Raw genomic sequence first — 14,772 nt, 5'->3', positions numbered from 1 at the left:
TCTAGGACACCAGGGCGCGCCGTACGGGGAGTTGACCGTACGGCACCCTTGGCCCACGTCACACCTTGAGGTACTTACGCAGCGCTGCGAACGCCGCCAGTGCGGGCATCAGCAGCCCGATCGCGAGTACCAGCGGGAGCTTGGCCAGCACCGCATCCCAGCCGATGAACTGGATGAGGTCGATCTGGTCGACCAGCCAGTTGTTCACCAGGAAGTAGTGGCCGCTGACGAGCAGCACGCACGCCAGGCCCGCGCCCAGCAGGCCCGCGAAGGCCGCCTCCATGATGAACGGGATCTGGATGTAGAAGCTGGACGCACCGACCAGCCGCATGATCCCGGTCTCGCGGCGGCGGCTGAACGCGGACACCCGGACGGTGTTGACGATCAGCATCAGCGCCACGACCAGCATCAGGGCCATCACGCCGAGCGCCGCGTAGTTCATGCCGTTGACCAGGTTGAAGAGGTTCGACAGGACGTCCTTCTGGTCCTGCACCATCTGCACGCCCGGGCGCTGCGAGAAGGCGGTCGAGATGACCTCGAACTTGGTGGGGTCCTTGAGCTTGACGCGGAAGGACTCCTGCATCTGGTCCGGCGTGACGAAGCCCGCGATCGGCGACTTCTTGTCGAACTGCTCCTTGTAGTGCTTGTACGCCTCGTCGGCCGTCTCGAACTGGACCTTCTGGACGACGTTCATCTTCTCCAGATCGGCGCGGATCTCCTTCTTCTGATCCTCCGTGGCCGCTCCCTTGGCACAGGAGGGGAAGGATTCCGCGTCGGTCTTGTTGCAGAGATAGATGGAGACGTTGACCTTGTCGTACCAGTAGCCCTTCATGGTGCTGGCCTGCTCGCGCATGAGCAGGGACCCGCCGAAGAGGGCCAGCGAGAGGGCCACGGAGACGATCACCGCGAAGGTCATCGTGAGATTGCGGCGGAGACCGACGCCGATCTCCGAGAGGACGAACTGGGCGCGCATGGCGTCCTTTCAGGCTTCAGTGCTGGTAGCCGTACACGCCGCGCGACTGGTCGCGTACGAGGCGTCCCTTTTCCAATTCGATGACGCGCTTGCGCATCTGGTCCACGATCTGCTGGTCGTGGGTGGCCATGATGACCGTGGTCCCGGTCCGGTTGATCCGGTCGAGCAGCTTCATGATGCCCACCGAGGTCTGCGGGTCGAGGTTGCCCGTCGGCTCGTCCGCGATCAGCAGCATCGGGCGGTTGACGAACGCCCGGGCGATCGCCACGCGCTGCTGCTCACCGCCGGAGAGCTCGCCCGGCCTGCGGTCCTCCTTGCCGCCCAGCCCCACCAGCTCCAGCACCTGCGGGACGGCCTTGCGGATCTCCCCGCGCGGCTTGCCGATCACCTCCAGCGCGAAGGCGACGTTCTCGCTGACGGTCTTGTTGGGCAGCAGCCGGAAGTCCTGGAAGACCGTGCCCAGCTGGCGGCGCATCTGGGGCACCTTCCAGTTGGACAGCCGGGCCAGGTCCTTGCCCAGCACGTGCACCTGGCCGGTGCTCGCGCGCTCCTCGCGGAGCAGCAGCCTCAGGAAGGTGGACTTGCCGGAACCCGAGGACCCGACCAGAAAGACGAACTCGCCTTTCTCGATCTCGAGCGAGACGTCACGGAGCGCCGGACGGTTCTGCTTCGGGTAGGACTTGGAGACGTTGTCGAATCGGATCACGAGTGCACCACGCGTCGACCTGGATAGGGGGCACGGAGCGCCGCGGGGGCGGCTTCCGTTCGGTGTGCGTGACCATACGCGAACGAGCCGTGCACGCGCAGGCAGCGGACGGGGTCGGCGCGTTTATTACCGACATGTTCGGGGACAAAACGAGGACAATCGGCCCGCACGCGCCGTTCGGCGCGGGAGCTGGCACAGTGGTAGGGGGAACCGCTCGGCTCCCTTGCGCGTTGGACGTACCGGAGGAGGAGATCGCATGACATGCGACCGACTGGTGTGCGCCAACTGCGCGGCCCCCGTCAGTGAGGGCCGCTGCCCGGTGTGCCGGGCCAGCAGGGAGCGGCTGCAGCACCAGGAAGGCGTCTTCGCCGGCCTGACCCCGGCGATGCTGATCGCCCTGCTGGTGGCGCTCGTGGCGGTGGCCGTGCTCGCACACGGATTCGCGGGGTAACGGATCCGTAGGGTGACGGATCCACGACTTCAAGGAATGCGGAAGGGCCCGGAGCGCTGAGCGCTCCGGGCCCTTCGTGTGCGTGCTGAGCCTAGGCCCTGGGCCCTGGATCAGGCCGCCGCTGCGCCCGCGCCGCGGGTCATCAGGCGGGGCAGCAGCCGGAAGCCGACGCCGCCCGCGATCATCGTCGCGGCACCGATCACCAGGAAGCCGGTCTGCGAGGCACCGGTCTCGGCCAGCTGCTCCTTGGGCTTGGCCTGCTGCACGGGCTTGCTGCCCGCACTGTCGGTGTCCGTGTTGCTGCCGCAGTTGCTGCTGGTGTCGACGGGGCAGACCTTGCCCTGGTCGCCGGAGTCGTTGCCGCCGCCGGAGCCGCCCGTGGCGGCGGTGCCGCTCTGGTCGCCGCCCGTGCTGCCCTCGCCACCGCCGGTGGAGGAGGAGCCGGAGGACGAGGAGCCGGAGGAGGAAGAACCGGAGGAGGAGCTGCCGCCGGTGTTACCGGTCTCGCCGGTGGTGCCGGTGGAGCCGGTGCTGCCGGTGGAGCCCGTGCTGCCCGTGCTGCCCGTGCTGCCCGTGGAGCCGGTCGAGCCGGTGGAACCCGTGCTGCCGGTGGAGCCGGTGCTGCCCGTGGAACCGGTCGAGCCCGTGGAACCCGTGCTGCCGGTGGAGCCGGTGCTGCCCGTGGAACCGGTCGAGCCGGTGGAGCCGGTCTCACCCGTGGCACCGGTGGAACCCGTGCTGCCGGTCGAGCCCGTGGAACCGGTGGTGCCGGTCGAGCCGGTGCTGCCCGTCTCGCCGGTGGCGCCGGTGGAGCCCGTCGAGCCCGTGCTGCCGGTCGAGCCGGTGGAACCCGTGGTGCCGGTGGAACCCGAGCTGCCGGTGGTCTCGCCCGAGCCGCCGCCGACGCTGCCGGTGGAGCCCGTAGAGCCGGTGGAGCCCGTGGAACCGGTCGAGCCGGTGGAGCCGGTCTCCCCCGTGGCGCCGGTGGAACCGGTGGTGCCGGTGGAACCGGTAGACCCGGTCTCACCCGTGGCACCAGTCGTGCCGGTGGTGCCCGTGGAACCGGTGCTGCCCGTGGTGGCGCCGCCCGAGGTGGGCGGCTGCGGGATCTGGTCCGGGTCGTCGGGCGAGGCGACGCTGTGGACGCCCGCCTTCACGCCGACCCCTGCGACCTGGACGTTGACGCCGGCGGCCGATGCCGCGCCGGCGGCAGTCAGCGAAGCGCCTGCGGCGACCACTGCGCCGGCGGCTATGCGCGCGACACGCAGTCGCGTCTTCTTCGTCATATGCCTGCTACCCCCAGTAGCTAACTCGTCATTGGAGCAGCTCTGCACGGGGCGGTGGCGCTCTGAAAGGCCTGGCACAGCCGGCCGGCCTGCCGCATGAATCGGCGGCACTGTCGACCGGGCCGCTTGCCCCCGCCACACGCGCCCCAGTGCTACGCGTGCCGCGCGCCAGCCTTTCCAGTTTTTGACGTAGCGTCAAGCCGGTTACGGGCAGGATGTCCGGCTCTGGGAGCGCTTGGGGTTACTTCTCCTGCTGCTTGCGCCAGCGGATACCGGCCTCGAGGAACCCGTCGATGTCGCCGTCGAGGACGGAGGTGGGGTTGCCGACCTCGAACTCCGTACGGAGGTCCTTGACCATCTGGTACGGGTGCAGGACGTACGAACGCATCTGGTTGCCCCAGGAGTTGCCGCCGTCGCCCTTGAGCGCGTCCATCTTGGCCTGCTCCTCCTGGCGGCGGCGCTCAAGGAGCTTGGCCTGGAGGACGTTCATGGCGCTCGCCTTGTTCTGGATCTGGGAGCGCTCGTTCTGGCAGGAGACGACGATGCCGGTCGGGATGTGCGTGATCCGGACCGCGGAGTCGGTCGTGTTGACGCCCTGGCCGCCGGGGCCGGACGCGCGGTACACGTCGACGCGCAGCTCGGTCTCGTCGATCTCGACGTGGTCGGACTGCTCGACGACGGGCAGGACCTCGACGCCCGCGAAGGACGTCTGGCGGCGGCCCTGGTTGTCGAAGGGCGAGATGCGCACCAGGCGGTGCGTGCCCTGCTCGACGGAGAGCGTGCCGTAGGCGTACGGGGCGTTGACGACGAAGGTGGTCGACTTGATGCCGGCCTCTTCCGCGTACGAGGTCTCGTAGATCTCGGTCTTGTAGCCGTGGCGCTCGGCCCAGCGCAGGTACATGCGCTGGAGGCGCTCGGCGAAGTCGGAGGCGTCGACGCCGCCGGCCTCGGCGCGGATGTTGACGAGGGCCTCGCGGGCGTCGTACTCGCCGGAGAGGAGGGTACGGACCTCCATCTCGTCGAGCGCCTTGCGGACGGAGGCGAGCTCGGTCTCGGCCTCGGCGAGGGTGTCGGCGTCGTCCTCGGCCTCGGCGAGCTCGAAGAGCACCCCGAGGTCGTCGATGCGGCCGCGCAGGGTCTCGGTCTTGCGCAGCTCCGCCTGGAGGTGCGACAGCTGACTGGTGATCTTCTGCGCCGCCTCGGGGTCGTCCCACAGGGACGGGGCGGCCGCCTGCTCCTCGAGCACGGCGATGTCAGCCCTCATCCTGTCGAGGTCCAGGACGGCCTCGATCGACCCCATGGTCGAGGAGAGGGACTTCAGCTCTTCGGATACATCAACGACTGCCACGCACCCAGCCTAACGGCTGCGCCGCGCTTCCCCGCCCTCAAGGCCCCGATGGGCCCTTATACCGGACCCCGACCAGGCGCCCGACCTGGGCAGGGACCCGCGCGGAGGCCTGTGCGGTGCCCCTGCCCTCACGGTGCCAGGTGCATTGCTCCCGCCGCGGCTGCGATCAGCCCGCCACCACGGAACCCGGCGGTGCCGAACCGGCACAAACCCCGGGCGGAAGCCCGCCCGGCACCGCCGGACCGCACCACGGTGGCCGGGCGACGTCGCGGCGGAAGGGATGCGCGGGCTGCCGGGGCACAGGGCGCCCGCCCGCCGCGGGTGGTCCGGCGGTGCCCCTGCCCTGACGGCGCCAGGCGCATTGCTCCCGCCGCCGCGGCGATCAGCCCCCACTCCGGAATCCGGCGGTGCCGGTCCGGCCTCTGCCCGGGGCCGGGGCCGGACCGGCACNNNNCCGGCACCGCCGGACAGCGCCACAGTGGCCAGACGCCGTCGCGGCGGAGGGGAGGCCCGGGGCTGCCGAAGCACAAGGCGGACCCGGGCGGGGCAGAGGCCCGGGCAGGGCTGCCGGGGCAGGGCGGACGCCCGTCCGGTACCGCCGCGCGTCGCCGTGGCCGGGCCCCGCCGGAGGCGTCAGCGCTTGGAGTCCGGGTGGTGGATGCCTGGTTTGGGGTCGGCGGCGTCGTGGTCCGCCGTGGCGAACCAGCCGCCTACGCCCGCGGCCGCCGCCAGGGCCACCGCGGCCGCCCCGAGGCGGATGCGGCGGCGGCGCTGTTCCGCCTCGGAGCGGTGCCGGGCCGAGCCGGCGCGGCGCTGGCCGGCCGCGCGGGGCGCGCGGGCGGTCCCGTGGGCACCGCCCGCGAGCTCGGCCGGCGTGGGCACGCGCATGCTCGTGTGGGTGTCCCGGCTGGAGTCGGCGACGGCCCCCGGCACGAGCGGCACGGCCCCGCGCCGCCGCGCGGCGACCGGCGCCGCGGCGCCGTCCTCCGGCGCCTCCGTGCCCTCCGCGGGAGCGGTCCCGTCGTCGGGCTCGTCGATGTCGAGGGGCGGTATGCCGGCGAGCCCGGGCAGCAGCTCCCGCAGCCGCGCCGCGAGCTCGGAGGCGCGCAGCCGGGACGCGGGCCCCTTGGCGAGGCACTGGACGACGAGCTGCCACAGCTCGTCGGGGATGCCGGGCAGCGGCGCCACGGTCTCCGTGACGTGCCGCCGGAGCACGGCGCCGGGGTGCCCGCCGCCGAACGGCGTGAAGCCGGCCAGCAGCTCGTAGAGGACCGTGGCAAGGGCGTAGACGTCGACGGAGGCGCGCGGCGGCAGCCCCTCGATGATCTCGGGGGCGAGGTAGTCGGGCGTGCCGATGACGCTGCGCGGGCCGGGCCCGCGGCCTTCCCGGGCGGGCCGGGGGGCGTCCACGAGGCGGGCGATGCCGAAGTCGGTGAGCAGCGCGGGGTGCGCGCCGCCGGGGCCGAGCGGGCCCTGCATGTCGAGCAGGACGTTCTCGGGCTTGACGTCGCGGTGGACGATGCCCGCCGCGTGCGCGGCGGCGAGGCCCTCGGCGACGTCGGCGACGATGGCGACCGCGGCCTCGGGCGCGAGCCGCCGCTCGCGGTCGAGCCGGGTGCGCAGGTCCGTGCCCCGGATGAGGGTCATGACGAGCGCGAGGTCGGCGCCGTCGACCACGAGGTCGCGGACGCCGACGACGTTCGGGTGGTCGAGCCCGAGGAGCGCGGCGCGCTCCTGGACGAACCGGCCGACGAGCTCCTGGTCGGAGGCGAGATCCTCCCGCAGGAGCTTGATGGCGACCGGGCCCTCGGGACCCTCGCCGAGCCACACCGTGCCGGCGCTGCCCCGGCCGAGGACCTGGTGGGCGGTGTACCGGCTGCCGATCTTCCGTGCCAAGACTGTTCCCCGACTCCTCGTCTCCGACAGGCGCGCTGGCGACCAAGCTACTGCCAACGCTCACCCCCGAGGTGGAAAACGCCCCCCGGGTGTCGACAAATCGATCACACCGATCGCCTCGTCACTTGTTGGAGGCGAGGCCGGAGATCCAGTCCTTGACGTCGGTGACCCAGTCCCAGGCCGCGTCCCAGAAGCTCTTGCCGTCGGCGACCCAGTCCTTCAAGGGAGTGAATTCCCAGACGCACCAGGAGCCGATCACCAGGATGACGATGAGGAACAGGCAGCCCTTGAGGCAGCCGAGCCCGGGGATCCGCATGGGGTTGGCGCTGCGCTGCCGCGGCGGCCTCGGCTCCCGGCGCGGGGCCGGGGGCTCGGGGGCGTACGGCTGAGGCTGCGGCTGGGGCGCCGGAGGCTGCTGGTAGCGCGGCTGGGGCTGCTGCCGCTGCCGTCTGCGGGGCGCGGGCTGGTGGGGCTGCGGCTGCGGCTGCTGCGGCGCGTACGACTGGGGCGGCTGCGTGTAGTGCTGCGGGGGCGGCGGCTGGTGCCCCTGATGCTGCTGAGGGGTGTACTGCCCGCCGTAGCCCTGGCCGTACCCCTGCTGGCCGCCGTAACCCTGCTGCCCGTACCCCTGCCCGCCCTGCGACGGCTGCGGGGGCTGCTGCGGCTGGCCGGCCCGCCGCGGGGGGCGGCGGCGCAGCGGGTCCTCGCTCGGGTCGAGGTACTGCACCTGGGTCTGGTCGTTGCGGTCGCGCGCGGCCCGCATCTGGGTCTGCCAGGGGTGCTCGCCGTCGCCCTCCGGGGGCAGCGGCGGCACGGGCGGCATGGCACGGGTCGGGTCGGCGGAGCCGCCGGGGCCGGAGCCTGCGGGCATGACGCGGGTGGCGTCGGCGTCGGGGCCGTTGCCGCCGGCGGAGGTGCTCGGCAGGAGGCTGGTGGCGGCGTTGGGGTCGTAGGAGCCCGGGGCCCGCGGCGAGCCCGCCGTCGACGGCAGCACCTGGGTGGGTTCGGCGTCGCCCGCGCCGGGACCCTGGCCGGGGCCTGCGCCCTGGCCGGTGCCGGGCACGAGGGCCGGCTCGGGGTCGGGAGCGAGCAGCGCGGCGACGCCGAGGGCGGCCTCGGCCTGCGCCGGGGAGGCGTGCACGCCGACGCCCGCGGCGACGACGCGCAGGGCCCGGGCCAGGTTCTCGGCGCTGGGCCGCTCCTCGGGCCGCTTGCGCAGGCAGCGCTCGATGACCGTCCACAGGGGCTCGGGAACGGTGGTGGGGCGGCGCGGCTCGGAGCTGAGGTGCTGGTGGAGCACTTCGAGGGCGGTCGCGCCGGCGAACGGCGGGCGGCCGGTGACCAGCTCGTAGAGGAGGATGCCGGCGCCGTAGATGTCGACGGCGGAGGTCTGCGGGCGGCCCTCGGCGGACTCGGGCGCCACGTAGGCGGGCGTGCCGACGAACTCGTGCGTGCGCGTCAGGCCCGGGGAGTCCGCGAGGCGCGCGATGCCGAAGTCCGTGAGCATCGGGTGCATCCGGCCGGCGTCGCTCCGCAGGAGGACGTTGGCGGGCTTGAGGTCCCGGTGGACGATGCCGTCGGCGTGGCTCACGGCGAGCGCGTCGGCGATCTGGGCGGTGAGGAGCGCCGCGGCGACGGGGGTGAAGGGCCCGTTGTCGCGCAGGTAGTGGTGCAGGTCCGGGCCGTCGACGAGGTCCATGACGAGGGCGAGCAGATCGCCCTCGACGACGAGGTCGCGGGTGCGGACGATATTGGGGTGGGTGAGCCGGAGGAGGACGGAGCGCTCGCGCAGGAAGCGCATCACGACGTCCGCGTCGTTGGCGAGCTCCTCCTTGAGCACCTTGATCGCGACGGTCTCGCCGGGCTGCCCGGTCACGGCGGCCTCGGCGCCCGCGGCCTCGCGCTGGCGCGCTCGCCAGACGGTGCCGGTCGCTCCGCGACCGAGCACCTCCTCGAGCAGGTACTTGCTGCCTACCGGCCGCACGTCATGCGCTCCCTGATCGTCATCGTCGTCATGCTTTGCGATGGCCTCCGTCGTGCCCGGCCTTGCGCCCACTGTAGTGCCGTCGTACGGACCTCCGGTTTGCCGAATCCGGGGGGCTGCAAGGAAGACGCGGGGAGCGGGCGGTTGGTTGCCGCGCGGCCCGCGGGCGCCGCGGGCGGGCTGCTCAGGGGCGTGCGGAAGCCGCGCGGGAGCCGTACGGGAGGCGCGCGGGGAACCGCACGGGAGCCCTGGACCGGCGCCTCCTCCGTCCCTCCGGCGGCCCTCCGGCACGAAAGAAAGTCTGTACGACGTGTTCGAAAACAGACCTCTTACGAGCAGATCGCAAGACGACTGCGGAACGATTCGATCGCCTTCCGCTTTCTTCGCACCCTCCGGCGGTCGTTCAAGATCACGAATTGGCCGTCGCCGGGCGCGTCGTCACCGGCAGGTGCGAGGATGCTCGCAGCACGATGCGGAGGGGCGGGGCCGGTGCTTCCGGTACGTCCCGCGTGACGTGGTGACCTGTACGTGCCGACGCGCCCGTGCACGGTGGGGGAAGGCCGCGGAAGCCTCCTGCCCCCGCCCGCGCACCGGGGCAGAAGGGACCGTTGACGGCGATGCAGATCAGGCTGACCGTCCTCGGGCCGCTCAGCGGCCACCACACCACCGCGCCCGCCGCGACGTGCGCATGCGATGTGCTGGTGACCGCCCCCGCGGGAACCGCACTGGCCGGGGTGACCAGCGGCCTGGCCGCCGCCGTGGCCGCGGCCGGCTCCGACCTCGGCACCGGGGCCGTCGTGGTCTACGCCGGGGCCGAGCGGCTCGACCCGCAGCGCAGCGCGCTGGGCGAGCCGCCGCTGATCGACGGCGCCGTGCTGTCCCTGTCCGCCCCGGCCGACCCCGAGCGGCACGCGGGCGTGCTGATGTCCGGCGTGCCGGAGGCCGCGGCGCGGCTGCACGTCGTCTCCGGGCCCGACGCGGGCGGCGTGCACCTGCTGCACGGCGGCGAGGTGCACGTGGGGCGCTCCGCCACGGCCGACATCCCCCTCGACGACCCCGACGTCTCCCGGCTGCACTGTGCCGTCGTCCTCCACGACGACGGCACGATCACGCTGCGCGACCTTGGTTCCACCAACGGAACGGCCCTCGCGGGCGAGCCGGTCGGCGAGGAGCCGGTGCGGTTCCCCGCCGGGGAGCTGCTGCGGGTGGGCGAGTCGGTGCTGAGCCTGCACGCCGCGGACGACGCCTCCCCGCGCGTCCTGCCGGCCGCCCCCGACGGCGAGGGCCACCTGCGCGTGGGCGGCAACCCGCCGGGCGCCGGGCCCGCGACCCCGACGGGCGCGGTCGCCCCGCCGGTGCGCGGCGCGTGGCTGGGCGCACCGACCGGGTCGGCGGTCGGGTCGGCGGCTGGGTCGGCGACTGGGCCGGCGGCCGGTGCGGATCCCGGCCGCGAGGACCCGGTGACGCACGGAGGCCGCGGCTTCCCCCTGCGGGCGCCCTCCGCCCAGGGGGACCGGAGAGGACTGCAGGACAGAGCGGGCCGGAGCGGCTTCGCGGTGCACGTACCGGCCCAGCCGCGCCCGTCCGGACAGACGAGCCCTGCGGGGGACGCCGTGGCCCGTGCGGGTCACGCGCCGGTCCGGCCGGGTGAGCCGGGCGGGACGGGGCAGGCCGGTCCGGCCGCTCCGACCGGGCAGACCGGGCAGACCGGTCGCTTCGATGTCACCGGTGTCTCCGGTTTCTCCGGTGTCTCCGGGCAGGACCGCCGCCCCGGTCAGTTCGATGTCACCGGTGTACCGGACGGGGCCGAGGCCGGTTCCTACGGCCGCCCCGGCGACCACGGTCGCCATGCCCGGCCCGAGGGCCCTGGTATGACCGCGCGGCCCGGTGCGCCGGACGGCTCCGGTCACTCCGGCGCGTACGCCCCGGGCGGCCTTCCGGGCCATCTCCCGGGTCAGTCCGGCCCCTACGGGCAGGACCGGCGCCCGGACGTGTACCCGGATCCCCAGGGCCGGACCCCGCACTCGGGGACTGCGTACGCATTCGGCCGCACCGGCCTGACGGGCGCCGAGGACGGCCACGTCGGCAGCCACGGTGGCTCCGGTGGGCCCGGTGGCCCCGGGCCGTCCGGTTACCCGGGTGCCGACAGCCGCCCCGGCCAGCCCGGCGGGTCCGCCGACGGGTCCGGCGGCGGCGGTCCGGCAGCCCTCTTCGGCCGACCCGGCGTTCCCGGCCAGGGCTCCCCCGGCGAGCCCCCCGCCGGCGAAGCCGGCAAGCGGCCCCGGGCCCGCGGCATAGGCGCGTGGGCCCGGCGCCTGGCCGGCGGCCGAGGTGGGGCCCGGGGGGCGGACGAGGACGCGTGGGGTGACGGCGGCAACGACCCCGGCGCCGCCGAGCGGGCCCGCGCCGAGGCCGCCGCGCTGCGCGAGCGCTGGCCCGACCCCGCGTCGGTGCTGCTGACGGCGCTCGGCCCGGGCCCCCGCCTGTGGGAGCGCGGCCCGGACCACCCCGACCTGCTGACCGTACGGCTGGGCACGGCCGACCGGCACGCGCCGGAGAGCGGCGCCCTGCTGCCCTCCGTACCGGTGACGGTCGGGCTGCGCGCAGCCGGTTCGCTGGGGCTCGCCGGGCCGCGCGGGCGGCTGTCCGCGCTGGCCCGTTCCGTACTGGCCCAGCTGGCGGCGCTGCACGCGCCCGCGTCCCTGGAGTTCGTGCTGATCAGCGCGGACCGGGCGCGCCCGGTCGAGGAGCGGCTGGCGGAGTGGTCCTGGCTGGGCTGGCTGCCGCAGCTGCGCCCGGTGCGCGGGCAGGACTGCCGGCTGCTGGTCGCCTACGACCGCGAGCAGGCCACGGCCCGCACCGCGGAGCTGGTGCGCCGTCTGGACGAGGGCCCGCTGGGCCCGCACTGGACGGCGGCGTCCCCGGCGGCCGTAGCGGCCGCGGCCGAGCGCCACGCGGGCCCGTACACGGTGGTGATCGTGGACGGCGACCCCGGCTCGGCGGATCTGCGGGAGACGGTCGCGCGGCTGGCGGTGGGAGGTCCGGCGGCGGGCATCCACCTGGTGTGCCTGGCGGACACCCCGGCGACCACTCCGGCCTCCCCGGTGCCGTCGACGCTGGCCACGGCCCGTACGGCGTCCCCGGCGTTCCCTTACTGCGGGGCGGTGGCCCTGCTGAGCGGTGACGTGGCCACGGTGGTGCAGGTGATCCACCGTGCGCCGGCCGGAGGCGGGAGCGGGGCCGGGAGCGGGGCCGCGGGCGAGGGCGAGCTGCCGGCCGGTCCGGCCGTGATCGCGGCCGTCGACGCCGTGTCGCGCGCGTGGGCCGAGCGGTTCGCGCGGGCGCTGGCGCCGCTGCGCATGGCGGACGGCGCGCTGCAGGGCGCGGCCGCGCGGGTGGCGGCGGCGCTGCCGCGCAGCGCGCGCCTGCTGGACGAGCTGGGTCTGGCGCGCGCCACGCCGGCCTCGCTGACGGCCCGCTGGGCGGCGGCCACGGACCGCGGCTCGCGCCCCGGCGGCCGCGCCGTGGCCGTGCTCGGCGCGGGCCCGCACGGCCCGCTGTCGGTGGATCTGGCGGCGGACGGCCCGCACCTGCTGGTGGAGGGCTGCCCGGGCAGCGGGAAGACGGAGCTGCTGCGCTCGCTCGCCGCGTCGCTGGCGGCGGCCGACCGGCCCGACCGGCTCTCGCTCGTCCTGGTGGACGGCGCGGGCGCGGAGCGGGGCGAGGGCCTGCGGCTGTGCACGGACCTGCCGCACGTCTCGACGTATCTGGCGGCCGCGGACCCGGTGCGCATGCGGGAGTTCGCGCAGGCGCTCACCTCGGAGCTCAAGCGCCGCGCGGAGCTGCTGGGCCGCCTGGACTTCACCGCCTGGCACACCCAGCACGCCGCCGCCTCGGCCGCGCAGGTGGTCGCGCCGCGCCGCCCGGCGGACGGCTCGGGCGACCTGGACTCCGTGCCCACGGGGACGCTCAAGCTGCGGACGCAGAAGGACGGCCCGTCGCTCACGGCCCAGACGGCGCTGCCGCGCCTGGTGGTGCTGGTGGACGACTTCGACGCCCTGGTCGCCCCGGCCCTGGGCAGTACGGGCAGACCCTCGGCGGGTTCGGTCGTGCGCGCCCTGGAGGCGGTGGCCCGGGACGGCGAGCGGCTCGGCGTCCACCTGGTGGCGGCGTCCGGCCGCCCGGACCGTACGGCCGACACGGCGGCGGTCGAGCGGGCCGGGCTGCGCGCGACGCTGGAGATCGCGCCGCCGTCGGCGGACGGCACGCCGGGCGACGGCAGCGGCGCGGGCGAGCCCGCACCGGGCCGCGGCCGGCTGATGCGGCCGGACGACGACGCGACGACGCCGTTCCAGGCGGGCCGGGTGACGGGCCGCATCCCGCGGACGGCGACGCTCCGCCCGACCGTCGTACCGGTGGACTGGCAGCGCATGGGCGACCCGCCCACCCGCCGCCCCCTGCGCGAGCTGGGCAACGGCCCGACGGACCTGGCGCTGCTCGCGAGCGCACTGCAGCGCGCCGCACAGTCGGCAGGAGCGGAGGCGGCGCCACCGCTGCTCTGAGCGCCCCCGCGCCTCTGTGACGGCCCATCACAGCCCGGTCACGATCAGCTGGTTGACGTCGAAGACGGTATTGCGGCGGCCGGTGACCGGGCGTAGACCTGTCGCACGGGAGACGTCCGCGGGCCGTGGTGACGGGCGGCGCGGGGAGCGTCGGCGGGGAGCTCGTACGGGAGGGGCGGCTATGCGGACATCGCTTCGTTCGGTGCGCGGGGCGCGCAGCGCTCTGGCCCTCCTCGCGGCCGGGACCCTCGCCCTGTCGGCCGCGGGATGCAGCGACGACGGGGACGGCGCCGGCGCACCGGACGGCGGCAAGGGAACGTCGGACGTGATCCGGCACACCGTGCAACTCCCCAAGCTGAACGGGCAGAAGCTCAAGGTGACGGCGGTCTGGACGGGCGCCGAGCAGAAGGGCTTCACCAAGGTCCTGGAGGAGTTCTCCCGGCGCACGGGCGCCGAGGTGGCCTACGTGCCCAGCGGCGACGACATGTCCGCCTTCGTCGGCTCGAAGATCGAGGGCGGCGACCCGCCGGACGTGGCCATGCTGCAACAGCCCGGGGCGCTGCGGGAGTTCGCACAGAAGGGCTGGCTCAAACCGCTCGGCGGCGAGACGGCGGCCGAGCTGGAGAAGAACTTCACCAAGGGCTGGCAGGACCTCGGCTCGTACGAGGGCAAGCGCTACGGCGTCTACTTCAAGGTCAGCAACAAGTCCCTGGTCTGGTACAACACCAAGGTCTTCGAGGGGGCCGGGGCGAAGGAGCCGAAGACCTGGCCGGAGTTCCTGAGCACCGCGCAGCTGATCGCCGACTACGGCATCCCGGCGGTCTCGGTGGGCGGGGCGGACGGCTGGACGCTCACCGACTGGTTCGAGAACGTCTACCTCTCCCAGGCGGGCCCGCAGAAGTACGACCAGCTGGCGCAGCACCGGATCCCGTGGACGGACCCCTCCGTGAAGGACGCCCTGACGGCCCTCGGGCGGCTCTTCGGCGGGAAGGGCCTGCTGGCGGACGGCAACGAGGGGTCGATCCAGACGCAGTTCCCCACATCGGTCACCCAGACGTTCACCGGAGGGGAGGAGCCGAAGGCCGCCATGGTCTTCGAGGGCGACTTCGCGGCGGCCAACGTCATCGGGGCCGGGGCGCGGATCGGCAAGGAGGCCGGGGTCTTCCCCTTCCCCGCGGTGGGGGCGAAGGCGCCGGTGGTGACCGGCGGCGACGTGGGCGTGGCGCTGAAGGACGGCCCGGCGGCGCAGGCGCTGCTGACGTTCCTCGCCTCGGCCGACGCGGCACAGGTGTGGGCCGGGCAGGGCGGTTTCCTGTCCGCCAACAGGAACCTCGCCCTCGCCGCCTATCCCGACGACACGCTCCGCTCCATCGCCAAGGCCGTGGTCGCCGCGGGCGACGACTTCCGCTTCGACATGTCCGATCTGGCCCCCGCCTCCTTCGGCGGCAAACCGGGCCAGGGCGAGTGGAAGCACCTCCAGGATTTCCTGAAGAACCCCGGTGACGTGGCGGGCACCCAGCAGAAGCTGGAGTCCGACGCGGCCAAGGCGTTCAAGAGCTGACGGGA

9 protein-coding genes are annotated in these 14,772 nt (G+C 74.3%); 3 read left to right on the top strand and 6 right to left on the bottom strand.

Annotated features, from left to right (window positions below; all coding sequences use genetic code 11):
- Nucleotides 1-58 precede the first annotated feature (58 nt).
- Complete coding sequence (ftsX, locus tag IE241_RS05535; protein ID WP_190020506.1) at nt 59-973, bottom strand: permease-like cell division protein FtsX; 915 nt, start codon at nt 971-973, stop codon at nt 59-61.
- Between the two features lie 16 nt (nt 974-989).
- Nucleotides 990-1,679, bottom strand: a complete 690-nt coding sequence (gene ftsE / locus IE241_RS05530; RefSeq protein ID WP_058044227.1) for a cell division ATP-binding protein FtsE — start codon at nt 1,677-1,679, stop codon at nt 990-992.
- Nucleotides 1,680-1,935: 256 nt separating this feature from the next.
- Between ftsE and IE241_RS05525 the strand changes: the two genes are divergently transcribed.
- The gene (locus IE241_RS05525; RefSeq protein WP_190020505.1) at nt 1,936-2,130 is read left to right on the top strand and encodes a hypothetical protein; all 195 of its coding nucleotides are present in this window, start codon (nt 1,936-1,938) and stop codon (nt 2,128-2,130) included.
- A gap of 110 nt (nt 2,131-2,240) precedes the next feature.
- On the opposite strand, the gene IE241_RS05520 is transcribed toward IE241_RS05525, so the two are convergent.
- The 4 genes from IE241_RS05520 to IE241_RS05505 all read right to left on the bottom strand — a co-directional run bounded on the left by IE241_RS05520 (nt 2,241) and on the right by IE241_RS05505 (nt 8,644).
- The gene (locus IE241_RS05520) at nt 2,241-3,416 is read right to left on the bottom strand and encodes a hypothetical protein (protein ID WP_190020504.1); all 1,176 of its coding nucleotides are present in this window, start codon (nt 3,414-3,416) and stop codon (nt 2,241-2,243) included.
- Between the two features lie 241 nt (nt 3,417-3,657).
- On the bottom strand, nt 3,658-4,764 hold the full coding sequence (gene prfB / locus IE241_RS05515) for a peptide chain release factor 2 (protein ID WP_190020503.1): 1,107 nt from the start codon (nt 4,762-4,764) through the stop codon (nt 3,658-3,660).
- Between the two features lie 633 nt (nt 4,765-5,397).
- Entirely contained in the window at nt 5,398-6,660 is a 1,263-nt protein-coding gene (locus tag IE241_RS05510; protein ID WP_190020502.1) for a serine/threonine-protein kinase, read from the bottom strand.
- A 121-nt stretch (nt 6,661-6,781) separates the two neighbouring features.
- On the bottom strand, nt 6,782-8,644 hold the full coding sequence (locus IE241_RS05505) for a serine/threonine-protein kinase (protein WP_190020501.1): 1,863 nt from the start codon (nt 8,642-8,644) through the stop codon (nt 6,782-6,784).
- 617 nt (nt 8,645-9,261) lie between these two features.
- On the opposite strand from IE241_RS05505, the gene IE241_RS05500 reads away from it, so the two are divergent.
- A complete protein-coding gene (locus IE241_RS05500) occupies nt 9,262-13,206 on the top strand; it encodes an FtsK/SpoIIIE domain-containing protein (RefSeq protein WP_190020500.1) in 3,945 nt (1,314 codons plus the stop codon).
- 181 nt (nt 13,207-13,387) lie between these two features.
- Nucleotides 13,388-14,767, top strand: coding sequence for an ABC transporter substrate-binding protein (locus IE241_RS05495; RefSeq protein ID WP_190020499.1), 1,380 nt, complete (start codon nt 13,388-13,390; stop codon nt 14,765-14,767).
- The last annotated feature ends 5 nt before the right edge of the window (nt 14,768-14,772 follow it).

Origin of the sequence: Streptomyces hiroshimensis (assembly GCF_014650335.1) — a bacterium.
GTDB classification, from domain to species: Bacteria; Actinomycetota; Actinomycetes; order Streptomycetales; family Streptomycetaceae; genus Streptomyces; species Streptomyces hiroshimensis.
The sequence above is the reverse complement of the archived record's forward strand: the minus strand, read 5'-3'. Positions and strand labels throughout refer to the sequence as shown.